Raw genomic sequence first — 25,603 nt, 5'->3', positions numbered from 1 at the left:
ACAGTGATCCTCCAGATGACAAAACAATTGCATTACAGGGTCAGGAAGCCGTCGTAGAGACCGTAGGCCGCCACCACGGCGCCGACGACCACCGCAGCGAAAATCAGCTTCTCGACGTTGGTGAAAACCGGTTTGTCGATTTCCAGCTTGGCCTTGGCGAACAGGATCACGCCGGGGGCGTAGAGCAGGGCGGACAGCAGCAGGTATTTGGTGCCGCCGGCGTACAGCAGCCAGATCGCGTAGACCAGGGCCACGGCGCCGATGATGAGATCTTTCTGCCGACCGCCTGAGGCGCCCTCGTAGGTTTCGCCCCGCACGGCCAGCAGCAGTGCGTAGGCAGCCGACCACAGGTACGGCACCAGGATCATCGAGGTGGCGAGGTAGATCAGCGACAGGTAAGTGCTGGCCGAGAACAAGGTGATGATCAGGAAGATCTGCACCATGGCGTTGGTCAGCCACAGGGCATTGACCGGTACATGGTTGGCGTTTTCCTTGCGCAGGAATGCCGGCATGGTGTGGTCCTTGGCAGCGGCGAACATGATCTCCGCACACAGCAGCACCCACGAGAGCAACGCCCCCAACAGCGAGATGATCAGGCCGACGCTGATCAGCACTGCGCCCCAGTGGCCGACCACATGCTCCAGCACCGCCGCCATCGACGGGTTCTGCAATTTGGCCAGTTCCGGCTGGGTCATGATCCCCAGCGACAGCACGTTCACCAGCACCAGGAACAGCAATACGGTGACAAAGCCGATCACGGTGGCTTTACCCACGTCGCTGCGTTTTTCCGCCCGGGCCGAAAAGATGCTCGCGCCTTCGATGCCGATGAACACCCACACGGTGACCAGCATCATCTTGCGCACCTGATCCATCACGCTGCCCAGGTCCGGGTTCTTGAGGCCCCAGATGTCAGCGGTGAAGATGTCCAGTTTGAAGGCGAACAACGCGATCAACATGAACAGCACCAGCGGCACGATCTTGGCGACGGTGGTCACCAGGTTGATGAACGCTGCTTCCTTGATGCCTCGCAATACGAGGAAGTGCACGGCCCACAGCAACACCGACGCACCGATTACCGCGGCGACGGTATTGCCTTCACCGAAAATCGGGAAAAAGTAGCCGAGGGTGCTGAACAGCAAGACGAAGTAACCAACGTTGCCCAGCCAGGCACTGATCCAGTACCCCCAGGCGGACGAGAAGCCCATGTAGTCGCCGAAACCAGCCTTGGCGTAGGCGTAGACCCCGCCGTCCAGGTCGGGTTTGCGATTGGCCAGGGTCTGGAACACGAACGCCAGGGTGAGCATGCCGACGGCGGTGATTGCCCAACCGATCAGAATGGCGCCGACATCGGCACTGGCGGCCATGTTTTGCGGCAAGGAAAAGATCCCGCCACCAATCATCGAACCGACGACTAAAGCAACCAGTGCGCCGAGTTTTAGTTTTCCGGGAGCTTCAGACATTGCATGACTCCAATGCAGGAGAAGAGAGGCCAGCAGATTAATTCCGTTGGTTATCCAATCAGCTGACTTGGATCACTAAATGAGAGCGTTCCCAGTTTGTTGGCGGAGTGCCATCACTTCAAGGCGGCTGCTTGTAATGCTTGATTTAGAGCCTTCGAGTGAATTATTTCAGTTAATTTGTATTCTGTTTCGAATTATGACGCTAGTTGGTTTTTCAGAATTCGCCAATCTTTTTCGAGGGTTTTTTGTACAAAATTGATGTATTGGAAAAGCGTATACAACAAATGATTATATCGGCGCCTCTAATAGCCGTTTTGTGCAAGTAAAAAGACTTAGGTTGGCGTTATCCAATAAACGTTATTACGCTTCAAGAGTTTAGTTGACTCTCGATATGTGACGATCTCGCGGCAGATGTCGCCCCCCGGAAAAATGGAGATGCAACGATGTCGCAATCACCGAACAAGCTTCGCCTGAGCGCATTGATCGCCTTGGTGGTGGGTTCGATGATCGGCGGCGGGATCTTTTCCCTGCCGCAAAACATGGCAGCCAGAGCCGATGCCGGGGCGATCCTGATCGGTTGGGCGATTACCGCCGTCGGCATGCTGACCCTGGCGTTCGTGTTCCAGACCCTGGCCAATCGCAAGCCGGAACTGGAGTCCGGCGTGTATGCCTATGCCAAGGCCGGGTTCGGCGACTACATGGGCTTCTCGTCCGCCTGGGGGTACTGGATCAGCGCCTGGCTGGGCAACGTCGGCTATTTCGTGCTGCTGTTCAGCACCCTTGGTTATTTCGTTCCGGTCTTTGGCGAAGGCAACACGCCGATCGCCATTGCCTGCGCTTCGGTGCTGCTCTGGACTGTGCATTTTGTGGTGATGCGCGGGATCAAGGAGGCGGCGTTCATCAACCAGGTGACCACCATAGCCAAGATCGTGCCGTTGATCATGTTCATCGTGATTGCCGCCGTGGCGTTCCAGGCGGACATCTTTACCCTCGATATCTGGGGGCGTAACAACCCGGAATTCGGCAGTGTGATGGATCAGGTTCGGCACATGATGCTGGTCACCGTGTTCGTGTTCATCGGTATCGAGGGGGCCAGTGTCTATTCGGCTCGGGCGGAGAAACGTTCCGACGTGGGCCGGGCGACGGTGATCGGGTTCATTGGGGTATTGGCACTGCTGGTGCTGGTGAACGTGCTGTCGCTGGGGATCATGACCCAGCCGGAACTGGCGAAACTGCAGAACCCCTCGTTGGCGGCGGTGCTTGAGCATATCGTCGGCCCCTGGGGGGCACTGCTGATCAGCATCGGCCTGGCGATCTCGTTGTTGGGGGCGTTGCTGTCCTGGGCGCTGCTGTGCGCCGAAATCCTGTTCGCCACGGCGAAAGACAAGACCATGCCGGCATTCCTGACCAGGGAAAACGCCAACCGTGTGCCGGTCAATGCAATGTGGCTGACCAACTCGATGATCCAGTTGTTCCTGCTGATCACGCTGTTTTCCGCCGGCACCTACACCAGTCTGATTTACCTGGCGTCATCGATGATTCTGGTGCCGTACCTGTGGTCGGCGGCCTATGCGGTGTTGTTGTGCGTGCGCGGGGAAACCTACCAGCAGGCAAGCGCCGAGCGCAGCAAGGATTTGCTGGTTGGCGTCATCGCCTTGAGTTACGCGGTGTGGTTGCTGTACGCCGGCGGCCTGAAGTATTTGCTGCTGTCGGCGTTGCTGTATGCGCCGGGTGTGATCCTGTTTGCCAAGGCCCGCCATGAACAGGGCATGCCATTGTTCACGACGCTCGAGAAAGGCATTTTCACTGCGGTCATCGGCGGCGCCGGGCTGGCGGCTTATGGGTTGTATAGCGGGTTGCTGAGTCTGTGAAGCTGTTGCTGGCGTATCAGCCACCCTATGACTGGCCGGCCATGCTGGGATTTTTGTCGGCACGGGCGATTGCAGGACTGGAAACGGTTGCCGACGGCGTCTACTCGCGCAGCATCGATCTGAAGGGGATGCACGGCAGCTTTTCTATCCGGCCTGCCAAGTCTGACGCCCTTGAGCTGACGCTGGACTTTCCCGAGCCGAGCGCCGTGCCCGACATCGTCGCAAGCGTGCGGCGGATGTTCGATCTCGATGCCGACCTCGCCACGATCCATCGGCATTTAACGGGTGATCCGCTGATGGCCCGGTTGATTGCCGAGCGTCCCGGGCTGCGTGTACCGGGGGCGTGGGACGGGCTGGAACTGGCGATCCGCGCGGTGCTGGGGCAGCAGATTACGGTGGCGGCGGCGATCCGCCTGGCGGGGAAACTGGTGGCGCAGTATGGCGTGCCACTGGGTAAGCCGTTAGCGGGTTTGAGTCATGTGTTCCCCTCGGCGCAGGTGTTGGCGCAGGCCGATCTGGCTGCGTTGGGCATGCCGAAAAGCCGAGGCCGGACCTTGTCGGGTGTGGCTCAGGCATTGCTCGATGACCCGCGATTGTTCGAGCCCGGTCGGGAGGGGGGCGTAGCGCGGTTGCTGGCGTTGCACGGGATTGGTGAATGGACGGCGCAATACATTGCGTTGCGCCAGTTGCGGGAGATGGATGGATTTCCCAATGGCGATGTAGGGCTGGTCAATGCGTTGGCGGCACTGGAGGGTGGGCCGGTGACGGCCAGGCAGTTGCTGTTGCGGGCTGAAGGGTGGCGACCTTATCGCGGGTATGCGGCGCAGGTGCTGTGGACTTCATTGAGTCGGGTGGACTGAGCTGATCCGGGTTTTTTGTTGCCTCTTCTGGCGTCATCGCGAGCAAGCTCGCTCCCACAGGTGACCGCGATCACATGTGGGAGCGAGCCTGCTCGCGAAGGCGATCTGACAGTCACCACTGCGCGGGATGTGAACCCAGTTCCGTTGCCGGCAGCGCCCATTGCAACGGCGTCGCCGTGATCTTCAGCGGCACCTGCAACCGATGCGCCGGCCCCCAGGACGTTTGCTCCACCAGCGTCCCCAGATCCTGTTGATCTTCGCCACGCAACGACTCGTCCGGGCCGGGCCCATGCTCGATCAACAACTTCGCCGTGCGCGCCAACGACAATCGCGCCGAGCCACCTGTACCGTCGCTCAACCGTTGCGCCAACAACCTGATCGCACTGGCCGCCATCAAATACCCGGTGGCGTGATCGAGGGCTTGCACGGGGAGCGGTGTCGGCTTGTCGCTACTTTTCCAACGCATGCCCGCTTCGGCAATGCCACTGCTCATCTGTACCAGGCTGTCGAAGCCCCGGCGATTTTGCCAGGGGCCACTCCAGCCATAGGCGTTGAGGCAAACATCAATCAAGTCCGGGTTCAGTGATCGGCGTTGATTCGTGCCCAAGCCAAGTCGCTCCAGCGCATCGGCACGATAGCCGTGGAGCAGAATGTCGGTGTCCTTGAGCAGGGATTCGAATACGTCGCGGCCGGACTTGTCGCTCAGATCAAGACGCGCACAACGTTTTCCCAACGTGACTTCCGGCACCACCCCCGGCTCGTTCCAGGTCGGCGGATCGATGCGCAGGACATCGGCGCCCAGGCCTGCCAGAAAGCGGCTGGCGATGGGGCCTGCCAGGACCCGGGTCAAGTCCAGCACCTTGATGCCGGCCAGTGGGCGAGCCACTGAACCTGTCCACGGTTTGCTGCCCTGGCCGGGGTGGCTGGTGAGTTGAATCAAGGGCTCGGCATTGACCGCCTGGCCTTGAGGATGGACCTGCCATTGATCCCAGGTGCGCATTTCGGCGGCACAACCACCGGCATCGACCACCGCCCGTTCCAGCTCGCTTTTCGCCCATTGCGCCACTTTGCCGGCCATCGCCGGGCGGTCGGCACAGGCACCGAGCACGCGTTCGGCAGCGGCGCGGTGATGGGGGGCGTTGGTGTGCAGGCGAATCCAGCCGTCGCGGGTGGCGTAGTCACCGGCCACCGCGTCCCACAGCGGCGGAACGGTCCAGCCTATGGGGCGAATCGAGGTCGCGAACCAGAAGGACGCCAGACGTCGGTCAACTTCAAGGTTTGGCAGGCGTCCGGTCTGTTGGTGCAGCAGTTCGCTGGCGGCCTGGCCGGCGGCGGCGATGCTCGCGCAAGCCAGTTCGGTGACGGCAAATGCCGAGGGCAGGGCGCCCGTGGCGGTGAACGAGATCGGGGTGTTGGGCAAGCCGAGCGCGGCTTGAATGGACGTGAGCAGACCAGTCATCGAAGGCCCTCCGGAGCGAGAGCCAGATCTTAGTCCAGATTGGCTGACAAGCCAGATGAAACCTGTGGGAGCGGGCTTGCTCGCGAATACGATCCATCATTCAACGATGAAGGTGACTGATACACCGCATTCGCGAGCAAGCCCGCTCCCACAGTTTCCGGTGGCGCTGCTTATACGCGGAACTGATCCATCAACTTCATCTGGTGGGTGGTCAGGGTGTTGAGCTGGCTGCTGATCTGCGCCGACTCGGTGGCCTGGCCGGTCAGGGTTTCGGTGACGGTCCGGATCGCCGAGACATTGCGGTTGACCTCTTCGGCGACGGCGCTTTGCTGCTCGGCGGCGCTGGCGATTTGCAGGTTCATGTCGCTGATCACGGTGACCGCGTCGCTGATTTTGCTCAGGGCCTGGACCGCCTGCTGGATCTGCCCGGCGTTGCTGTGGGCCTGGGTCTGGCTCGAGTGCATGGTGGCGACCACGCCACGGGTACCGGACTGGATGCGTTCGATCACCAGGCGAATTTCCTCCACCGAATCCTGGGTGCGTTTGGCCAGGTTGCGCACTTCATCGGCGACCACCGCAAAGCCGCGACCGCTTTCGCCGGCACGGGCCGCTTCAATCGCCGCGTTGAGGGCTAGCAGGTTGGTTTGCTCGGCGATGCTGCGGATCACTTCCAGCACCGAGCCGATCTGTTCGCTGTTCACCGCCAGGGCTTCGACTTCGGTCACGGCCTTGCTGACTTCGTCGGCCAGTTGATTGATGTCGCGGGTGCTGCGCTCGATGATGGACATGCCGTCGCGGGCCGACTGGTCGGCACCCTTGGCGGCGTTGGCCGCGTTCGAGGCGCTGTTGGCGACATCGTGGGCAGTGGCGCTCATTTCGTTGGACGCGGTGGCGACCTGGTCGATTTCGCGGAACTGCACCTGCATGCCTTCACTGGTCTGGCGGGCGATTTCCGAAGACTGATCGGCCGTGCCACGGGCATCGGTGATGCTTTGCTTGATCTGCGCAATGGTCGGTTGCAGCTTGTCGAGGAAGCGGTTGAACCAGCTCACCAGTTCGCCCAGTTCGTCCTGCTTGCTGTAGTGCAGGCGCTGGGTCAGGTCACCGTCGCCACTGGCAATCGCCTTGAGCATTTGCGCCACGCTGTTGATCGGTCGGGTCACGCCGGACGCGGTGAGCCACATCAGCAGCAGGCCGATCACACCGGCAATCACCGCCACCGACAAGGCCTTGATCGTGCCGCTTTGCTGGGCATCGTCGAGTACCGCTTGCAGCTTCACCGAGTCGGCCAGCAGCACTTGTTTGGGCAAGTCGATCACCACGGCCCAGGCCTTGGCATCGGCAATCGGGCTGACCGGGTACACCGCACGGATCAGGTCGCCTTGCTGGAGAATCTTCGGTGCACCGCTGCCAAGCAGTTGCAGGATGTCCTTGCCGTCGGCACCCAGGGTGTCGCCGATGCTCTTGCCGACTTTACCGGCGTCGACACTGTAGGCGGCCAGCACGCCAGTACCGGAGACGATCAGCATGTGCCCGGCGCTGTTGAACAGTTCACGCTGAGAGTCGACCGCCGCCGCTTGCAGGGCGTCGAGGGCGATGTCGACACCGACTACGCCGATGGACTTGCCGTCCACCAGCAGCGGTACGGAAATGGTGGTCATCAACACTTCCTTGCCGCCGACAGTATCGGCGTAGGGGTCGAGCAGGCAGATGCGCTTGCTGTCCCGAGGGCAGGTGTACCAGACGTTGTACGGCGTGCCGCTGAGGTTCAGGGTGGTTTTGGTCATGTCCTCTTCGACCATGATCGTGTTCAGCGACTCACCCCCGGCACGGCTCCAGTAGGTGGCGAAACGCCCGATCTCGTTGGATTGACGGGCGGCGTCGTTGGCGAATTCGCTGTCCTTGCCGTCCAGGCCGTTGGGTTCGAATGCCAGCCAGATGCCTAGCACTTTGCCGTTGCGTTCGAAGGCGGTTTTCAGGCTCTGGTTCAACTCTTCACGCAAGGCGCCGGGCTCGAGCGAACGCTTGGCGGCCAGGTTGCGCAAGTCCTGGATCTGGTCCGCCAGGGCGGTCACCACCGTCAGGGTTTCACCGAACGTCTTCTGCACCCGCACCGCCTGCTCGGCGGCCTTGGCCTGCAGCAGGTCCTGCACACTGGCGGTGAGCATTCTGCTGCTGGAATCGCTGACCAGATCATCGTTCTGATTGGTCTGGTAGATGTTCATGCCCACTATCAGGGCGACTACCCCCAGCAGGCACAGACCGGACAGCAGGACGATTTTCAGGCGGATGGACAGTGAGTCGAACATAGGGCGAACTCGCGAATGGATGAAGTGTTGGCTGTGAGCCGTTGCGGCTCACTCGCTAAATCCATTTAGCGCCGATCAATGCACATCGGCGTGAAGGCCAGGTTACATGAATGGGCTGCCGACGAACGGTAGTGGTTGAACGTTTGCGCAGAAAAATGTGCCGAAAACGGGGGTAAAAAGAGGAAAAAACGCGGGGTGAATTCAGGAGGGTTGCGGCAGCGATTCCGGCCGTGACCAGATCCACAGGTTGCCCAGCCCCATCCCGGCAATCGCCAGGTAGATCGGCCAGCCGTGTTCGAGCATCACCAACATGAGACTGGCGCATAACAGCATGCTGACGGTGGCGCTGACCTTGGCGCGGCGTGCGATGACTTTGCCGTTGCGCCAGTTATGGAGGATGGGGCCGAACAGCCGGTGGTTTTCCAGCCAGGCACTCAGGCGCGGCGAACTGCGGGTCGCGGCCCAGGCGGCCAGCAGGATGAACTCAGTGGTCGGCAGGCCGGGAATGACGATCGCGATCAGGCCGATGCCCAGGCTGGCATAGGCCAGCAGGCCGAAGAGGAGGCGGGAGAGTTTTGAAGAGGTGGGCATGGGCTCAAGGCAGCATGTGAGGCGAATCGAAATCTTGCAGACTTGCTTCGTCCAATGTGGGAGCGAGCCTGCTCGCGAAAGCTGAGTATCAGTCGACATAAATGTTGAATGTCAGACCGCTTTCGCGAGCAGGCTCGCTCCCACAGGGGGTATCAGGCGACTTCTGGGGCGGTGGCGTAAGCCTGCTCCAGCAACACAGTGAAGCGATTGAACGCATCAATGGCGCCTTTTTCTACTTCGGCTTCTTCCTGGGCGCTGAACTCAAGGCCGTCCAGGGTTTTGACGAAGCGCTTCCAGCCTTCCGCGCGGCCGCCGGCCGGTTCGCCGAGGTGACGGGCACCGAAGGTTTCGCTCAGGCCAAGGCCCACGGCACGCTTGATCAGGAACGCTGCGCCGAGCTTCGAACCTTCGGAGACGAAGATCCAGCCCAGGGCCTCGGCCTTGGTCGGGTTCTTCAGGGCACCGGCGACAGGTGCCGGTACGTCGGTGTCCAGGTCCGCCAGATCCGCCTTGGCCGCATCGGCGCGGCAGCGGGCCGGCAGGTCCGGGACGATGGCGGTCAGTTCGGCATCGTTGTACAGCGACACCAGTTCTGACTGGAACAGGTACTGCGCCACCACGAAGCGGGCGAAGCTGGTCTGGGTTTCAAACGGGGAGTGGGCCTTGACCAGGGCATCGAGCTTGCTGTGCGGCTCGTGGGTGATCTGGTTCAAACGCTGCGAACGCAGGTTGGGGCGTTGTTCGGTGGCCTGGGGAGTCATGGCAATTCCTTGAAAAAGAAGAGGCGCTTGGTAACGAGACGAACAGGAGGGCGCCTGACAGTAAAAAATCCTCGCCGGGCGGCTTGTTGAAAGCGCCCGGCGGGATGAGCGGATCAGATATCCCAGATCAGGTTGACCGCGAAGTTGCGACCCGGCTGGGTCAGGCGGTCGAGGTTGGCCGGTTGGGTCACCGAGGCTTCGCCGACACTGTCGTAACCGCGCACGTCATCCCACAGCCAGTACTTCTTGTCGGTCAGGTTGTAGACGCCGCCGCTGACGGTCACGTCGTCGGTCACCTTGTAGAACGCGCTCAGGTCCAGAATGCCGAAGCCCGGGGTCTTGAACTGGGAGCTGGTGCCGTCCGGGGTCTTGAAGGTGCTGCTGTCGACGCGGTCCTTCTTCTTCACCAGTGTCCAGTTGAGCACACCGCCGTAGGTGTCCTGGTCGTAGCCGAGGCCGAACACGCCGGTCAGCGGGTTGACGCTGTTGAGCGGCTCGCCGCTGTCGTCGTTGCGACCGTAGGCATAGGCCACCGAGCCCTGGGTGTACAGGCCTTGCGGCGCGCCGAAGGCGTCGAGGTTCAGGCGTCCCTTGACCTCGGCACCCTTGATGGTGGCGTGCTTGATGTTGTTACTCTGGAACGTGGTCTCGGTGTAGCCGGGAGTGATGGCGTTCTCGTCGATGAAGTCGCGGTATTTGTTGTAGAACACGGCTACGTCAAACGAACCCTGTTCGAAGTTGCCGCGCAAACCCGTCTCGTAGCTTTTGCTCTTTTCCGGTTCGAGGTCCGGATTAGGCGCGACCCGATAGCCGCCGGCGAGGTTTTCGAAACGGCCATACAATGCCTTGGCGGTCGGGGTGCGGAAGCCTTCGGCGTATTGGCCGTACCAGGTGTAGTTATCGTTGAAGCTGTAGGTGGTGCCGAACTTCGGCGACAGGCGATGCCAGGTCTTGGTCTCGTCGCTCACCGTGCCGTTGCCGCTCTGGTCGGCGGTGGCCAGGAACGCTTCGGTGATGTGCGGCTTGAGCTGGGTGTAGTCGTAGCGTGCACCGGGCAGGAAGGTCCAGTTGCCCCAACCGATCTGATCCTGGGCGAACAGGCTGTAGCTGTTGACGGTCGGGTCCGGGAAGTCACTGGCCGGTGTCAGCGTGTCGGTGGCGCTGGGGGCGCCGATGACCCGGCAGGCGCCGGCCACGGTCAGGCAAGTGCCGGTACCGGTACGCAGGCCGGTGATTTTGTCCTGCTTGATGGTGGTGCCATAGGTGACGAAGTGTTCGGTGTCGGCAATGGCAAACGACTTGTCGACCTGGGCATCGAATACCCATTGGCGATCCTTGTAAGTGGTATCGCGGTTACGCAGTACGGTCCGCGACGGCGCATAGATTTCTTCGGTGCTCTGGTCAGTCTTGGCGATCTGGTAGTTCAGCGTCCACTTGATGTTGTCAGCCAGTGCACTGTCCAGGCCGAAGCTGTGTTCCAGGCCAAAGCGTTCACGGGTGATCGTGTCGTTGCCGGTGCGGGACTTGTAGAAGCCGAAGCCGCGTCCGGCATTGAACGGGCCGCCCACCGCGCTCAATTGATTGGTGTCGCGGTCATCCTTGTAGTGCTCGTAGGTCAGGCCCAGGCGCGCGTCGTCGGCGTAATCCCAGCCCAGTTTTGCCAGCACGCTGGTGGTGCGAGCGTCCTGGGGGTTGGCTTCAGTACGGTTCAGGCCAGTGCCGCCGGTTTCGCCATAGGACTCTGTTTCATGACCGTTGCGTTGACTGAAGTGCAACAGGCCATCGAACTCGCCGCTGCGGCCGGCGACGGTGCCGGACGTCAGCCAGCTTTCATCGGCGGAGCTGTAGCCGGTTTTCAGGCGTGCACCGACATCCTTGCCCGGTTTGATGATGTCGTCCGGGTCCAGCGTGTAGTAGCTCACCGCACCGCCAATGGCGTTGCTGCCATACAGCACCGACGCCGGGCCCCGGAGGATTTCCACGCGCTTGACGATTTCCGGGTCGACATAGTTGCGGTTGGTCTGGGCATACGGGCCGTTGAAAAAACCGTCGGGTACCTGCACCCCGTCGACCTGGGTCAGCACGCGGTCGCCATCGATGCCGCGAATGTTGTAGCCGGTGATGCCGGCGCGCTGGCCTGCGCCGCCTACCGAAACACCGGGTTCGTAGCGCACCAGTTCCTTGATGGTATTGACGTTGTTGCGGTCCAGATCCTCGCGCGTGTAGACAGAGACCGTGCTCGGTACGCTGTTCACATCCTGCTCGTTACGGGTGGCGCTGATGGTGACCTGATCCAGATTGAGGGCACTGCTGCCACTGCGCTTTTCCAGCACGATGCTGTTATTGCCCAGTTTGCGATAGCTCAGGTTGGTCCCCACCAACAGGCGATCCAGGGCTTTCTCCGGCGACAGCGAACCACGGACGCCCGGCGAAGCCACACCTTGCGCCAGCTCCGACGACACGCCGACCTGCCAGCCGGTCACTGCGGTAAAGGCATTGAGTGCCGATACCAGAGACTGTTGGGGAATGGCGAAGGCGTAGTCGCCCATTTTGCGAGTCGACGGCTCGGTGGCGGTGGCGGCCATGAGCGGTGCGGCACCGGCCATCAGGATGGCAGCGGTCAGCAGCGACAGCATGCGCGAAGGTGAGGTGTCTGGGCGGGTGAGGCGAGAGGACATCGATAGCGCTCCGTGTCGCACGAATCTTTATAGGTGCTGATTGGCATGGTTAGATGCGAATCAATTGCATTGGCTATAACGAGACGTACAGGGTTTGGCTATCGAGTAAAAATAATTCTCATTCAGTTCAAGATGACCAGCGCCGGGAATTCCTGGAGCCGTGCCGAGGTGATGTGGGCCAGGGAGCGAACCACATCCAGTGGCTGATCGAGGCGGTAGTTGCCGGTCACGGCGACATCGGCCAACTGTTCGTTGTTGTTGATGATCCAGCCCGGGTAGTAGCGACGAAGCTCCGCCAGCACCTGGTTCAACGGGCAGTTTTCAAACACCAGTCGCCCCTGGACCCACGCCAGGTCGGTGGCGGCATCCAGTTTGGCCGGGCGGTCGAAGCCGTTGGGGCCGATGCGAATGCTTTCCCCGGCGGACAAGCGCACCCGCGCATCGTCACGGGTGGCGCGCAAGTCGACATCCCCGCGCTGCACCCGCACCTGTGCCACGCCGTCGAGGTAGCGCACGGCAAACGCGGTATCGCGAACGCTGGCGGTGACCGGGCCGGCGTCGATTTCCAGTGGCTGGTTGCGGTTGGCCTGCACTTCGAAAAACGCTTCACCCTGATACAGGCGGGCAACGCGTCGTTGGTCGTTGATGGTGCTTGAGAACGCCGAATTGGTATTGAGCAGGACTTTGGAGCCGTCCTCCAGTTGCAGACGCTGGCGCTCGCCGACCACGGTCAGGTGATCGGCCTGCAGGCGCATCGGCAAATTGCTGAAATTGAACAGGCCGAGCAGCAGCACGGCGGCGGTGGCCAACGGTTTCCAGTGCGGACGCAGGCGCGCGAGGACCGTGACTTTCGCGGGACGGGCAGCCAGGTTTTGCGCGCATTGCGCCACGTGCGGGCCGTCCCAGATCGCCTGGGCCTTGGCGAACGCCTGGGCATTCAAAGGATCGGCGTCAAGCCACGCCTGGAATTGGCGGGTCTGCTCCGCGTCGGGACTGCCGAGCACGATCAGCCAGTCCAGGGCCTGGTCCATCGCACTTGCGGGATCCTGCGCCAGAGAAGGCTCAGGGGAGCGGTGGTTGTCCGTCACGGTGTTTCCTCGGCAGTGTCTGTGCACGGCTGTTTTTTTTAGTGAAGCGTTAAAAGTGGACCAAGGGTAGCAAAGCCCGATGGTCAGCGCAGTCGGCCCAGGTAAGCGGGAGGTCCTGTTGGTCAGTTGGCGCCCATGCGATCGGCGACACCGATGCAGATCGACATGATCAATTTGAGTTCTTTCTGCACGGTACTGAGGGATACGTTCAGCTCGTCGGCGATCTCCTGGTAGCTATGCCCGTGCAGGCGGCTGAGGATGAAAATCCGCTGTTGGCGGGCGCTGAGTTCACTGAGGCTCACGTTCAGGCGCTCCAGCAATTGTTCGGCGTGGGCGGCGTCTTCGGCACTGCTGGTGGGGGCGGCGACGCTCTGCACCACCTCCTGCGGTACGTCGTCGACCATGGTGCGCGAATGGATGCGCCGTGCGCGCAAATGGTCCAGCGCCAGGTTGCGTGCCGTCTGGAAGACAAAGGGCTCAAGATGATCGATGGCCCGTTCGCTCAATGCACGGGTCACCCGCAGGTAGGTTTCCTGCAAGAGGTCTTCAGCGGTGCTGTGATTGTTGACCATCCGCTCCAGCGTGCGCAGCAGGGAGGTGCGCTGGGCGAGGAAAACGTGGTTGAAGCGCGACTGACTCACGGGAGAACCTGATCCATTTCGAGCTAATGATAATGCTTATCATTAGCTCGAGTGGTCAAGTACTGATTTGTGAAGCTTTACGCGCGCCCCTGCAAATAGCTCGCGTAATCGGGAATCCGATGGGTATGTGCCTGATCCATCAACGGGCTGCCGAGCAGGTAGTCGGCGCTGCATTCGTTGCACGCCACCGGGATGTTCCACACGGCTGCGACCCGCAGCAATGCCTTGATATCCGGGTCGTGGGGTTGTGGCTCGAACGGGTCCCAGAAGAACACCAGCATGTCGACCCGCTGCTCGGCGATTTGCGCACCGAGCTGTTGATCGCCACCCAGCGGACCACTGATCATGCTCTCCACGGGCAGGTCGAGGCGTTGTTGCAACAACAGCCCCGTGGTGCCGGTTGCAACCAGATCATGCCGGGCCAGCTTGGCTTTCTGCCGTTCGGCCCAGTCCAGCAAGAACGCCTTGCAGTGGTCATGGGCAACCAGGGCGATACGCTTGCGCGCCGCCAGGGTCTTTTGCGTAAAACTGATGCCGATCATGGATTGTTGCTCCAGACATGACACGCACCTTGTAGGAGCGAGCCTGCTCGCGATGGACTGTAGAGCACCGCGGGGCATCAGGTTCCCCGCGTTATCGTTAACGACCATCGCGAGCAGGCTCGCTCCTACAAGACCGGGGGGGGGGGCTGCTTATTCTGCGTTGCACAGCGCCAGGCAGTTATCGAGCATGCGGTTGGAGAAGCCCCATTCGTTGTCGTACCAGGCCAACACCTTGAGCAGCTTGCCGCTGGACTTGGTGTGGTTGGCGTCGAAGATCGACGACAGGGGATTGTGGTTGAAGTCGCTGGAGACCAGCGGCAGGGTGTTGTACCCAAGGATTTTCGAGTGCTGGCTGGCCTCTTTCATCAACGCATTGACCTCATCGGCCGACGCTTCACGCTTGAGCTGCACGGTCAGGTCCACCAGCGACACATTGATCACCGGGACGCGCACCGACATGCCGGTCAATTTGCCCGCCAGTTCCGGCAGCACCAGGCCCACCGCTTCAGCAGCACCGGTCTTGCTCGGGATCATGTTCTGGGTGGCCGAACGGGCGCGGTACGGATCGACGTGATAGACGTCGGTCAGGTGCTGGTCGTTGGTATAGGCGTGGATGGTGGTCATCAGACCGCTTTCGATGCCCAGCTCGCGGTGCAGTACCTGGGCCACCGGGGCCAGGCAGTTGGTGGTGCACGATGCATTGGAGATGATCTGGTGCGATTGGCGCAGAATGTCGTGGTTGACCCCGTAAACGACGGTGGCATCGGCGCCTTTGGCCGGGGCCGAGATAATCACTTTGCGCGCGCCGGCCGTAATATGCGCGGCGGCTTTGGCCCGGTCGGTGAACAGGCCGGTGCATTCGAACACCACATCAATCTTTTCCGCAGCCCAGGGCAGATCGGCCGGGTTGCGGATGGCACTGACCGAAATGCGGTCGCCATTGACCGTCAGGCTCTCCTGGTCGTGCTGGATATCGGCATCGAACGTGCCGTGAACGGTGTCGTACTTGAGCAGATGAGCATTGATCGCGCTGTCGCCCAGATCGTTGATGGCGACGATCTGCAGATCCTGACGGTAGCCCTGGGTATAGAGTGCGCGCAGGACATTACGGCCGATGCGGCCAAAACCATTGATTGCGATTCGAAGAGTCATAGTGCGGCGCTACCGTCGTTTTGTTGTTGGAATTACAAGATTATTCGCAAAAAAATAGAAAACAAGCCTTTTTGATGGCAATATTTTGTTCAATCTACAACGAGTGACCTGAATCAACTGGTCCAACCGATCAAGAAAACCGTCTGTCATCCCATCGACACCGGCCTTTGATCAGCATAGACAATCAGGTCGCCACATCCGTTAGCCTGGAGTTCTACACATGCATCCCCGCGTCCTTGAGGTCACCGAACGGCTTATCGCCCGCAGTCGCGCCACGCGTGAGGCTTACCTTGCATTGATTCGCGGTGCGGCCAGCGACGGGCCGATGCGCGGCAAGCTGCAATGCGCCAACTTCGCCCATGGCGTGGCCGGTTGCGGCAGCGACGACAAGAACAGCCTGCGGATGATGAACGCCGCGAACATTGCGATTGTTTCGTCATATAACGACATGCTCTCGGCGCACCAGCCTTACGAAGTCTTTCCCGAACTGATCAAAAAGGCCCTGCGCGAAATCGGCTCCGTCGGCCAGTTCGCCGGTGGCACACCGGCCATGTGCGATGGCGTGACCCAGGGCGAGCCGGGCATGGAGCTGAGCCTGCCGAGCCGCGAAGTGATCGCGTTGTCTACCGCCGTGGCGCTGTCCCACAACATGTTCGACGGCGCGCTGCTGCTCGGCATCTGCGACAAGATCGTGCCGGGCCTGATGATGGGCGCGCTGCGCTTCGGCCATCTGCCAATGATCTTCGTGCCGGGCGGACCGATGGTCTCGGGCATTTCCAACAAGCAGAAAGCCGACGTGCGCCAGAAATACGCCGAAGGCAAGGCGACCCGCGAGGAGCTGCTGGAATCGGAGATGAAGTCCTACCACAGCCCTGGCACCTGCACCTTCTACGGCACCGCCAACACCAACCAGTTGCTGATGGAAGTCATGGGTCTGCACTTGCCGGGCGCATCCTTCGTCAACCCGAACACGCCGCTGCGTGACGCCCTGACCCGCGAAGCCGCGCATCAGGTCACGCGCCTGACCAAGCAGAACGGCGACTTCATGCCGATTGGCGAAATCGTCGACGAGCGTTCGCTGGTCAACTCGATTGTCGCGCTGCACGCCACGGGCGGCTCGACCAACCACACCCTGCACATGCCGGCCATCGCCATGGCGGCGGGCATTCAACTGACTTGGCAGGACATGGCCGACCTCTCCGAAGTCGTGCCGACCCTGAGCCACGTCTACCCGAACGGCAAAGCCGACATCAACCACTTCCAGGCCGCGGGCGGCATGTCGTTCCTGATCCGCGAACTGCTGGAAGCCGGGCTGCTCCACGAAAACGTCAACACAGTGATGGGCCACGGCCTGAGCCGCTATACCCAGGAGCCGTTCCTCGACAACGGCGAGCTGGTGTGGCGCGAAGGCGTGACCGACAGCCTCGACGAAAGCATCCTGCGGCCGGTGGCCCGCGCGTTCTCGGCCGAAGGTGGCCTGCGGGTGATGGAAGGCAACCTCGGTCGCGGGGTGATGAAAGTCTCCGCCGTCGCCGTGGAAAACCAGATCGTCGAAGCGCCGGCCATGGTGTTCCAGGATCAGCAGGACCTGGCCGATGCGTTCAAGGCCGGCTTGCTGGAGAAGGATTTTGTCGCGGTGATGCGCTTCCAGGGGCCGCGCTCCAACGGCATGCCCGAGCTGCACAAGATGACGCCGTTCCTCGGCGTGTTGCAGGATCGCGGCTTCAAGGTGGCGCTGGTGACTGACGGACGCATGTCCGGCGCGTCGGGGAAAATTCCGGCGGCCATTCACGTCAGCCCCGAAGCTTATGTCGGCGGTGCTTTGGCGCGGGTGCAAGAGGGCGATATCATCCGCGTCGATGGCGTCAAAGGCACCCTGGAGCTTAAGGTGGACGCCGAAGAATTCGCAGCGCGCACGCCGGCCAAGGGCCTGTTGGGCAACAACATCGGCACCGGTCGCGAACTGTTTGGTTTCATGCGCATGGCCTTCAGCTCGGCGGAGCAGGGCGCCAGCGCCTTTACTTCTGCCCTGGAGACGCTTAATTGAAACTGGCTTTGGTCGGTGACATCGGTGGGACCAACGCACGTTTCGCGTTGTGGAAAAACCAGCAGCTGGAATCGGTCCAGGTGCTGGCAACGGCGGATTTCCCCAGCCCGGAAGAGGCGATCAGCCTCTACCTCAACGGTCTGGGGCTGGCGCGGGGTTCGATCGGTTCGGTGTGCCTGTCGGTGGCCGGTCCCGTCAGCGGCGATGAGTTCAAGTTCACCAACAATCACTGGCGTCTGAGCCGCAAGGGTTTCTGCCAGACCTTGCAGGTGGATCAACTTTTGCTGGTCAACGACTTCTCGGCCATGGCCCTGGGCATGACCCGTTTGCAGCCCGGCGAATTCCGCGTGGTCTGCGAAGGCACGCCGGAGCCATTGCGCCCGGCCGTGGTGATCGGCCCGGGCACCGGCCTGGGTGTCGGCACCTTGCTCGATCTGGGCGAGGGCCGGTTTGCTGCGTTGCCAGGTGAGGGCGGTCACGTCGACCTGCCGTTGAGTAGCCCGCGTGAAACCCAACTATGGCAGCACATCTTCAACGAGATCGGCCACGTCAGCGCTGAAACCGCGTTGAGCGGCGGCGGCTTGCCCCGCGTCTACCGTGCGATCTGTGCAGTGGATGGGCACACGCCGGTGCTCGACACGCCGGAAGCCATCACCGCCGCCGGGCTGGCGGGCGACCCGATTGCCGTGGAAGTGCTTGAGCAGTTCTGCTGCTGGCTCGGTCGCGTGGCGGGCAACAACGTGCTGACCACCGGTGGACGCGGTGGCGTGTACATCGTTGGCGGAGTGATTCCACGGTTTGCCGATTTCTTCCTCGAAAGCGGTTTCGCCCGCTGCTTCGCCGACAAGGGTTGCATGAGCGATTACTTCAAGGGGATTCCGGTGTGGCTGGTGACGGCGCCGTATTCGGGCCTCGTCGGTGCCGGTGTAGCGCTGGAGCAATCAACCCCCGCTTGAAATGCGATCAAAATGTGGGAGCGGGCTTGCTCGCGAATGCGGACTGACATTCAACATTGATGTCGACTGATATGCCGCCTTCGCGAGCAAGCCCGCTCCCACATTGTTTCTGTGGTGTTTGCAGTTTCGGTGCTTAAGGCATAATCCGCCCAATTCAAACAACAAGGACGCCGCCCCGTGAGCTCAGTCAACAAGTCGATTTTGTTGGTCGATGACGATCAAGAGATACGCGAGTTGCTGGACACCTACCTGACTCGCGCCGGGTTCCAGGTGCGTGCCACTGCCGATGGCGCCGGTTTTCGCCAGGCGCTGAACGAGGCGCCGGCCGACCTGGTGATCCTTGACGTGATGCTGCCCGACGAAGACGGTTTCAGCCTGTGTCGCTGGATTCGCCAGCATCCGCGCCAGGCGCAGGTGCCGATCATCATGCTCACCGCCAGTTCCGACGAAGCCGACCGTGTCATCGGCCTGGAACTGGGCGCCGACGATTACCTCGGCAAGCCGTTCAGCCCGCGGGAATTGCAGGCACGGATCAAGGCGTTGCTGCGCCGCGCGCAATTCGGTCAGGAACGGAGCGGCGGTGAGGTACTGGCCTTCGATGACTGGCGCCTGGACATGGTCAGCCATCGGTTGTTTCACATCGATGGCGAAGAGGTAATTCTCTCGGGTGCCGACTTCGCGCTGCTGAAACTGTTCCTCGACCATCCGCAGGAAATCCTCGACCGCGACACCATCGGCAACGCGACCCGTGGCCGTGAACTGATGCCGCTGGATCGCATCGTCGACATGGCGGTCAGCCGGTTGCGCCAGCGCCTGCGCGACACGGAAAAGCCGCCACGGTTGATCCGCACCGTGCGCGGCAGCGGCTATCAACTGGCGGCCAATGTGGTTGCCGGCAATGGCCACTGAGATGTTGCGCAAGCTCGCCGCCAGGGTGCCGATGCCGCGTTCGCTGCTCGGGCGGATGTTGCTGTTGACCTTGTTGGCCGTGCTGTTCGCCCAGGCGCTGTCGAGCGTGATCTGGGTGTCGCAACTGCGCGCCACGCAGCTCGAGGGCCTGGTCACCAGCGCCCGCAGCCTGGCCCATTCGATGACGGCCAGTGTCAGTTATTTCCGTTCGTTGCCGGTGGCGTTTCGGCCTCTGGTGCTCGATCAGTTGCGCAGCATGGGCGGCACCCGGTTCGTGGTCACGCTCAACGACAAGCCCCTGGGCATGGAAGTGCTGCCCATCACCCCGCGCAAAGAGGCGGTGCTCAAGGCGGTGGACGAGGTGCTGCGCCAGTCCCTCGGCCAGGACACGGACATCTCGGTGACCTTCGTCAGTCCGGAAGACCTGCGCATCTTCAATGGCGGCCTGAAACTCGATGAGTTGCCACGCTCCTGGGCGCACTACGCGTTGACCCTGGAACCGGTGAACCCGCCGGTGCTGGTCACGCAGATCCAGATGGCGCCGGGCGAATGGCTGTACATTGCCTCGCTGTTGCCCGAGCCCTACACCAGTCTTGAAGAGCAGGGCCTGCCGGCGCAGCAGGTGTGGTTCATCGTCCTGACCAGCGGCTTTCTGCTGTTGTTCATCGGTCTGCTGGTGCACTGGCAGAGTCGTCCGCTCAAGCGCCTGGCGCGGGCCGCGCGCGATCTGTCGCTGGGTGCCGACGTGGAACCGGTGGCCGAGGGCGGTGGCAGTGAAGTGGTCGAGGTCGGGCGCGCCTTCAACACCATGCGCGAGCGCATCAGCCGTTACCTGACCGAGCGCAGCCAGTTGTTCAGCGCGATTTCCCACGACCTGCGCACACCGATCACCCGTTTGCGCCTGCGCGTTGAATTGCTTGAAGACGAAACGCTGCAAGCCAAGTTCGGGCGCGATCTGGACGAGCTCGAATTGCTGGTCAAGGGCGCGCTGCAATGCGTGAAGGACACCGACATCCACGAGAACATCGAGCCGGTGGACCTCAACCATGTGCTCGACTGTCTGGTGGAACCGTACCTGGCGCCCAACGGCAATGGTCGCGTGACCCAGCAGGGGCGGGCGCTGGCAGCGTATCCGGGCAAACCGCTGGCGCTCAAGCGCTGCATCGGCAACCTGATCGACAATGCGTTGAAGTACGGGCAGAACGCGCACCTGCACATCGATGACGATGACCGCGCGTTCATCCTGCATGTCGATGATGAAGGGCCCGGCGTGCCGGAGCAGCGGCTGGAGCAGGTGTTCGAACCGCATTTCCGTCTGGCCGGGCAGCAGCAGGGGTATGGGTTGGGGCTGGGGATTGCCCGCAACATTGCCCATAGCCATGGCGGCGAGGTCAGCTTGCAGAACCTGCGTGAGGGCGGGTTGCGGGTGACACTGCAATTGCCACGCAGCGTTGACTAGTCAGACCGCGTTATCGTTCTTCGCGAGCAAGCCCGCTCCCACATTTGACCGAGTTCATCCAGATGGAATGCGATCAAGTGTGGGAGCGGGCTTGCTCGCGAAGGCGTTAGAAGATTCAACACATCCCTCAAGATAAATGTCACGGTCTGGTGACATAACCCACCCCCTTCGTTACAAGCCCGCCGCCTTCCGTTGTTTATGCTGCCCCACAGTCATAACAACAAAAAAGGTACGCCATGGACACCCTCCAACCCGCCTTCAGCAGTTGGCTGAACGCTCCTGCCCACCAGCAATGGCTCGCCGCCGAAGGCCTGCGCCTGTTGAGCTTTGCCAAGGCTTCCAGGCTCCCTGAAGGCTTCGGCAACCTCGATGAAAAGGGCCGCCTCCCGGCCGATGCGCAAGCCCAGACCATGAATACCGCTCGCATGACCCACAGCTTCGCCATGGCCCATATCCAGGGCTTGCCGGGTTTTGCCGAGCTGGTCGATCACGGCGTCGCAGCACTGCGCGGGCCACTGCGCGATGCGGTTCACGGCGGCTGGTTCGCCACTGCCGAACATCGCGACGGCAACACCGGCAAGAACGCCTACCTGCATGCCTTCGTCGCGCTGGCCGCCAGCTCTGCAGTGGTCGCACAGCGTCCCGGTGCGCAAGCCTTGCTCGATGATGCCATCGACATCATCGACACCTGGTTCTGGAGTGAAGAAGAAGGCGCGATGCGCGAATCCTTCAATCGCGACTGGAGTGAAGAGGAGGCGTACCGGGGCGCCAACAGCAACATGCACGCCACCGAAGCCTTTCTCGCCCTGGCCGATGTCACCGAAGAAAAGCGTTGGCTTTGCCGCGCACAGCGCATCGTCGAGCGGGTGATTCATGGTCACGCCGCCGCTAATGACTACCTGGTGATCGAGCATTTCGACCGCCACTGGCAGCCATTGCGGGACTACAACCGTGACAATCCGGCGGACGGTTTTCGCCCCTACGGCACCACCCCGGGCCACGGTTTCGAGTGGGCACGGCTGTTGCTGCACCTCGAAGCTGCGCGGGTGAGCGCCGGGATGCTCACGCCGGGCTGGCTGGTCACCGACGCGCAAAAACTCTTCGAGCACAACTGTCGTCACGGCTGGAACATCGATGGCGCGCCGGGGATTGTCTACACCCTGGACTGGGGCAACAAAGCGGTGGTCCGCCATCGCCTGCACTGGACCCATTGCGAAGCCAGTGCCGCCGCCAGTGCATTGATCAAACGCACGGGTGACGTGCAGTACGAGCAGTGGTACCGCCTGTTCTGGGAATTCTGTGACAGTCATTTCATCGACCGCTGTGATGGCAGCTGGTATCACGAACTCGATCCGCAAAACCGCCCGAGTGCCGACATCTGGCCCGGCAAGCCTGACCTTTACCATGCCTGGCAAACCGTGCTGATTCCGCGCCTGCCGCTGTCACCGAGCATGGCCACGGCGCTGGCGCAGTTGTCCCAGAGCGGTTCTATGTAACCATGCGGTGACATTCGCGCATCCCTTCGTTACCTGCGAGGGGATATCCCCTGTTTAGAATCTTATGCAGCGCAAGCAACAGACTTGCATGCATAACAACAAGAAAGGTGCTCCTAGATGAATGCGATTTCTCGCCTCGCTACTGTCATTTCTCTCGCTTCCCTGTCTGCGCTCCCCCTCAGTGTCCTGGCCGCCGAATCCAAAGGTTCCGTTGAAGTCGTTCACTGGTGGACCTCCGGTGGTGAAAAAGCAGCGGTCGATGTCCTGAAGGCTCAAGTCGAAAAAGACGGCTTCACCTGGAAGGACGGCGCAGTCGCCGGTGGCGGCGGTTCCACGGCCATGACCGTACTCAAGAGTCGCGCCGTAGCCGGCAACCCGCCAGGCGTGGCGCAGATCAAGGGTCCGGACATCCAGGAGTGGGGCAGCACCGGCCTGCTCAGCACCGATGCGTTGAAAGACGTTTCCAAAGCGGAAAACTGGGACGGCCTGCTGTCGAAGAAAGTCTCCGACACCGTGAAGTACGAAGGTGATTACGTTGCCGTGCCGGTGAACATCCACCGCGTCAACTGGCTGTGGATCAACCCGCAAGTGTTCAAGAAAGCCGGGATCGAAAAAGCCCCGACCACCCTCGAAGAATTCTATGCCGCCGGTGACAAGCTCAAGGCCGCAGGCTTCATCGCGCTAGCCCACGGCGGTCAGCCTTGGCAGGACAGCACCGTGTTTGAAGACGTGGTGCTCTCGGTCATGGGCGTCGACGGCTACAAGAAAGCACTGGTCGACCTGGACCAGAAAACCCTGTCCGGCCCGGAAATGACCCAGTCGTTCGCCGAGCTGAAAAAGATCACCACCTACATGGACCCGAACCGCGCCGGTCGTGACTGGAACATCGCCGCCGCTGAAGTCATCAACGGCAAGGCCGGCATGCAGATGATGGGCGACTGGGCGAAAAGCGAGTGGACGGCAGCCGGGAAAGTCGCGGGCAAGGACTACCTGTGCGTAGCGTTCCCGGGCACTGAAAAAGCCTTCACCTACAACATCGACTCCCTGGCGGTGTTCAAGCTCAAGGCCGATCGCAAGGGCGACATCGCCGCCCAGCAAGACCTGGCCAAAGTGGCGTTGGGCACCGACTTCCAGAAAGTCTTCAGCATGAACAAGGGGTCGATCCCGGTGCGTAACGACATGCTGGGCGAAATGGACAAACTCGGTTTCGACGAGTGCGCCCAGAAGTCGGCGAAGGACTTCATCGCGGACGACAAGACCGGCGGCCTGCAACCGAGCATGGCGCACAACATGGCCACCTCCCTGGCCGTGCAGGGCGCGATCTTCGACGTGGTCACCAACTTCATGAACGACAAGGACGCTGACCCGGCCAAGGCCAGCGCCCAACTGGCTTCGGCTGTCAAAGCTGCCCAGTAATCCCTGACACAGCCTGACCCAATGTGGGAGCGGGCTTGCTCGCGAATGCCGTCTGACATTCAACATTAATGTCGACTGACACATCGCTTTCGCGAGCAAGCCCGCTCCCACAAGGGGCCACCGTGTCGATTCATTTCTCTAAACCTGGATTATCCCGATGAGCTCTGTGGCGGTTTTCAGCAAAGCCTCACCGTTCGATGCGCTGCAACGCTGGCTACCCAAACTGGTACTCGCGCCGAGCATGCTGATCGTGTTGGTTGGCTTCTACGGTTACATCATCTGGACGTTCATTCTGTCCTTCACCAATTCCAGCTTCATGCCGAGCTACAAGTGGGTCGGTCTGCAGCAATACATGCGCCTGATGGACAACGACCGCTGGTGGGTCGCGAGCAAGAACCTCGCGGTGTTCGGCGGTATGTTCATCGGCATCAGCCTGGTGCTGGGCGTGTTCCTCGCCGTGCTGCTGGACCAGCGCATTCGCAAGGAAGGCTTCATCCGCACCGTCTACCTGTACCCGATGGCGCTGTCGATGATCGTCACCGGTACCGCCTGGAAATGGCTGCTCAACCCTGGACTGGGCCTGGACAAGATGCTGCGTGACTGGGGTTGGGAAGGCTTCCGTCTCGACTGGCTGGTGGATCAGGATCGCGTCGTCTACTGCCTGGTGATCGCCGCTGTATGGCAAGCCTCCGGGTTTGTCATGGCGATGTTCCTGGCCGGCCTGCGCGGTGTCGATCAATCGATCATCCGCGCCGCGCAAGTCGATGGTGCTAGCCTGCCGACCATCTACCTGAAGATCGTCCTGCCGAGCCTGCGTCCGGTGTTCTTCAGTGCCTTCATGATCCTGGCGCACATCGCGATCAAGAGCTTCGACCTGGTCGCAGCGATGACCGCGGGCGGCCCGGGCTACTCCTCCGACCTGCCAGCGATGTTCATGTATTCCTTCACCTTCAGCCGTGGCCAGATGGGCATCGGTTCGGCCAGCGCCATGCTGATGCTCGGCGCCGTACTGACCATCCTTGTGCCGTACCTGTACTCCGAGCTGCGAGGCAAACGCCATGACTAATCAACTCGGAAAATCGGGCATCAGTTTCAGCCGTATCGCGATCTACGCCACCCTGCTTTTGGCAGCGGCGGTGTACCTGATCCCGCTGGTGGTGATGCTGCTGACCAGCTTCAAATCCCCGGAAGACATCCGCACCGGCAACCTGCTGAGCTGGCCGACCGTGATCGACGGCATCGGCTGGATCAAGGCCTGGGACGTGGTCGGCGGCTACTTCTGGAACTCGGTGAAAATCACCGTGCCGGCGGTGCTGATCTCGACCTTCATCGGCGCGATGAACGGCTACGTGCTGTCGATGTGGCGCTTCCGTGGCTCGCAGTTGTTCTTTGGCCTGTTGCTGTTCGGCTGCTTCCTGCCGTTCCAGACCGTGCTGCTGCCGGCCTCGTTCACCCTCGGCAAATTCGGCCTGGCCAACACCACCACCGGCCTGGTGCTGGTGCACGTGGTCTACGGCCTGGCGTTCACCACGCTGTTCTTCCGCAACTACTACGTGAGCATTCCGGATGCGCTGGTCAAGGCCGCAAGGCTCGATGGCGCGGGCTTCTTCACGATCTTCCTGAAAATCCTGCTGCCGATGTCGATCCCGATCGTGATGGTCTGCCTGATCTGGCAGTTCACCCAGATCTGGAACGACTTCCTGTTCGGCGTGGTCTTCGCCAGCGGCGATGCCCAGCCAATTACCGTGGCCCTGAACAACCTGGTCAACACCAGCACCGGGGCCAAGGAATACAACGTTGATATGGCCGCCGCGATGATCGCCGGGCTGCCGACACTGCTGGTCTACATATTCGCTGGCAAGTATTTCCTGCGTGGGCTGACGTCCGGCGCGGTCAAGGGGTAGAAAG

At 61.4% G+C, this 25,603-nt stretch carries 20 protein-coding genes and 1 pseudogene; 10 read left to right on the top strand and 11 right to left on the bottom strand.

The genetic code is table 11. The features are described from left to right. Nucleotides 1-32 precede the first annotated feature (32 nt). The gene (gene arcD / locus ACXX83_RS18750; protein WP_217836205.1) at nt 33-1,460 is read right to left on the bottom strand and encodes an arginine-ornithine antiporter; all 1,428 of its coding nucleotides are present in this window, start codon (nt 1,458-1,460) and stop codon (nt 33-35) included. Nucleotides 1,461-1,903: 443 nt separating this feature from the next. Here arcD (ACXX83_RS18750) and arcD (ACXX83_RS18745) point away from each other — a divergent pair, with 443 nt between their 5' ends. Next, on the top strand, nt 1,904-3,331 hold the full coding sequence (arcD, locus tag ACXX83_RS18745) for an arginine-ornithine antiporter (RefSeq protein ID WP_217836204.1): 1,428 nt from the start codon (nt 1,904-1,906) through the stop codon (nt 3,329-3,331). Further along, entirely contained in the window at nt 3,328-4,191 is an 864-nt protein-coding gene (locus tag ACXX83_RS18740) for a DNA-3-methyladenine glycosylase family protein (protein WP_458549312.1), read from the top strand. Before arcD (ACXX83_RS18745) ends, ACXX83_RS18740 begins: the two co-directional genes overlap by 4 nt. A gap of 112 nt (nt 4,192-4,303) precedes the next feature. On the opposite strand, the gene ACXX83_RS18735 is transcribed toward ACXX83_RS18740, so the two are convergent. From ACXX83_RS18735 to gap, 10 genes and pseudogenes are all read right to left on the bottom strand, one after another. Continuing rightward, on the bottom strand, nt 4,304-5,650 hold the full coding sequence (locus ACXX83_RS18735; RefSeq protein WP_458549311.1) for a CoA transferase: 1,347 nt from the start codon (nt 5,648-5,650) through the stop codon (nt 4,304-4,306). Nucleotides 5,651-5,820: 170 nt separating this feature from the next. Further along, complete coding sequence (locus ACXX83_RS18730; RefSeq protein ID WP_376739137.1) at nt 5,821-6,576, bottom strand: methyl-accepting chemotaxis protein; 756 nt, start codon at nt 6,574-6,576, stop codon at nt 5,821-5,823. Nucleotides 6,577-6,678: 102 nt separating this feature from the next. Beyond that, nucleotides 6,679-7,818 (bottom strand): annotated as a pseudogene (locus ACXX83_RS18725) (methyl-accepting chemotaxis protein); the annotation flags it as partial. Nucleotides 7,819-8,160: 342 nt separating this feature from the next. Further along, entirely contained in the window at nt 8,161-8,550 is a 390-nt protein-coding gene (locus ACXX83_RS18720) for a YbaN family protein (RefSeq protein WP_126047245.1), read from the bottom strand. 152 nt (nt 8,551-8,702) lie between these two features. Next, the gene (locus ACXX83_RS18715; protein ID WP_458549309.1) at nt 8,703-9,311 is read right to left on the bottom strand and encodes a biliverdin-producing heme oxygenase; all 609 of its coding nucleotides are present in this window, start codon (nt 9,309-9,311) and stop codon (nt 8,703-8,705) included. Between the two features lie 113 nt (nt 9,312-9,424). After that, complete coding sequence (locus ACXX83_RS18710) at nt 9,425-11,989, bottom strand: TonB-dependent receptor (RefSeq protein WP_458549308.1); 2,565 nt, start codon at nt 11,987-11,989, stop codon at nt 9,425-9,427. Between the two features lie 122 nt (nt 11,990-12,111). Continuing rightward, complete coding sequence (locus ACXX83_RS18705; protein WP_458549307.1) at nt 12,112-13,077, bottom strand: FecR family protein; 966 nt, start codon at nt 13,075-13,077, stop codon at nt 12,112-12,114. A 122-nt stretch (nt 13,078-13,199) separates the two neighbouring features. After that, entirely contained in the window at nt 13,200-13,718 is a 519-nt protein-coding gene (locus ACXX83_RS18700; RefSeq protein ID WP_015096578.1) for an RNA polymerase sigma factor, read from the bottom strand. 77 nt (nt 13,719-13,795) lie between these two features. Next, nucleotides 13,796-14,260 carry a methylglyoxal synthase gene (locus ACXX83_RS18695; protein WP_458549305.1) on the bottom strand — a complete coding sequence of 155 codons (465 nt, stop codon included), beginning with the start codon at nt 14,258-14,260 and terminating at the stop codon, nt 13,796-13,798. A 150-nt stretch (nt 14,261-14,410) separates the two neighbouring features. Next, the gene (gap, locus tag ACXX83_RS18690) at nt 14,411-15,412 is read right to left on the bottom strand and encodes a type I glyceraldehyde-3-phosphate dehydrogenase (RefSeq protein ID WP_126047235.1); all 1,002 of its coding nucleotides are present in this window, start codon (nt 15,410-15,412) and stop codon (nt 14,411-14,413) included. 220 nt (nt 15,413-15,632) lie between these two features. Between gap and edd the strand changes: the two genes are divergently transcribed. The 8 genes from edd (at nt 15,633) to ACXX83_RS18650 (ending at nt 25,599) form a co-directional block, all read left to right on the top strand. Then, a complete protein-coding gene (gene edd / locus ACXX83_RS18685; protein ID WP_458549303.1) occupies nt 15,633-17,459 on the top strand; it encodes a phosphogluconate dehydratase in 1,827 nt (608 codons plus the stop codon). Continuing rightward, entirely contained in the window at nt 17,456-18,415 is a 960-nt protein-coding gene (locus ACXX83_RS18680) for a glucokinase (protein WP_126047231.1), read from the top strand. The genes edd and ACXX83_RS18680 overlap by 4 nt, the downstream gene beginning before the upstream one ends. A gap of 177 nt (nt 18,416-18,592) precedes the next feature. After that, a complete protein-coding gene (locus tag ACXX83_RS18675; protein WP_015096574.1) occupies nt 18,593-19,324 on the top strand; it encodes a response regulator in 732 nt (243 codons plus the stop codon). Nucleotides 19,325-19,355: 31 nt separating this feature from the next. After that, entirely contained in the window at nt 19,356-20,783 is a 1,428-nt protein-coding gene (locus ACXX83_RS18670; RefSeq protein WP_015096573.1) for an ATP-binding protein, read from the top strand. A 236-nt stretch (nt 20,784-21,019) separates the two neighbouring features. Then, complete coding sequence (locus tag ACXX83_RS18665; protein WP_458549301.1) at nt 21,020-22,279, top strand: D-mannose isomerase; 1,260 nt, start codon at nt 21,020-21,022, stop codon at nt 22,277-22,279. Between the two features lie 117 nt (nt 22,280-22,396). Then, nucleotides 22,397-23,695, top strand: coding sequence for an ABC transporter substrate-binding protein (locus tag ACXX83_RS18660; RefSeq protein ID WP_458549299.1), 1,299 nt, complete (start codon nt 22,397-22,399; stop codon nt 23,693-23,695). Between the two features lie 157 nt (nt 23,696-23,852). Beyond that, nucleotides 23,853-24,761 carry a carbohydrate ABC transporter permease gene (locus ACXX83_RS18655; protein ID WP_007974433.1) on the top strand — a complete coding sequence of 303 codons (909 nt, stop codon included), beginning with the start codon at nt 23,853-23,855 and terminating at the stop codon, nt 24,759-24,761. Continuing rightward, entirely contained in the window at nt 24,754-25,599 is an 846-nt protein-coding gene (locus ACXX83_RS18650; RefSeq protein WP_007974434.1) for a carbohydrate ABC transporter permease, read from the top strand. The genes ACXX83_RS18655 and ACXX83_RS18650 overlap by 8 nt, the downstream gene beginning before the upstream one ends. Nucleotides 25,600-25,603 lie beyond the last annotated feature (4 nt).

The sequence above is a fragment of the Pseudomonas sp. GNP012 genome, assembly GCF_054343835.1.
Note: the sequence above shows the minus strand (reverse complement) of the source record. Positions and strands in the feature narration are given on the sequence as shown.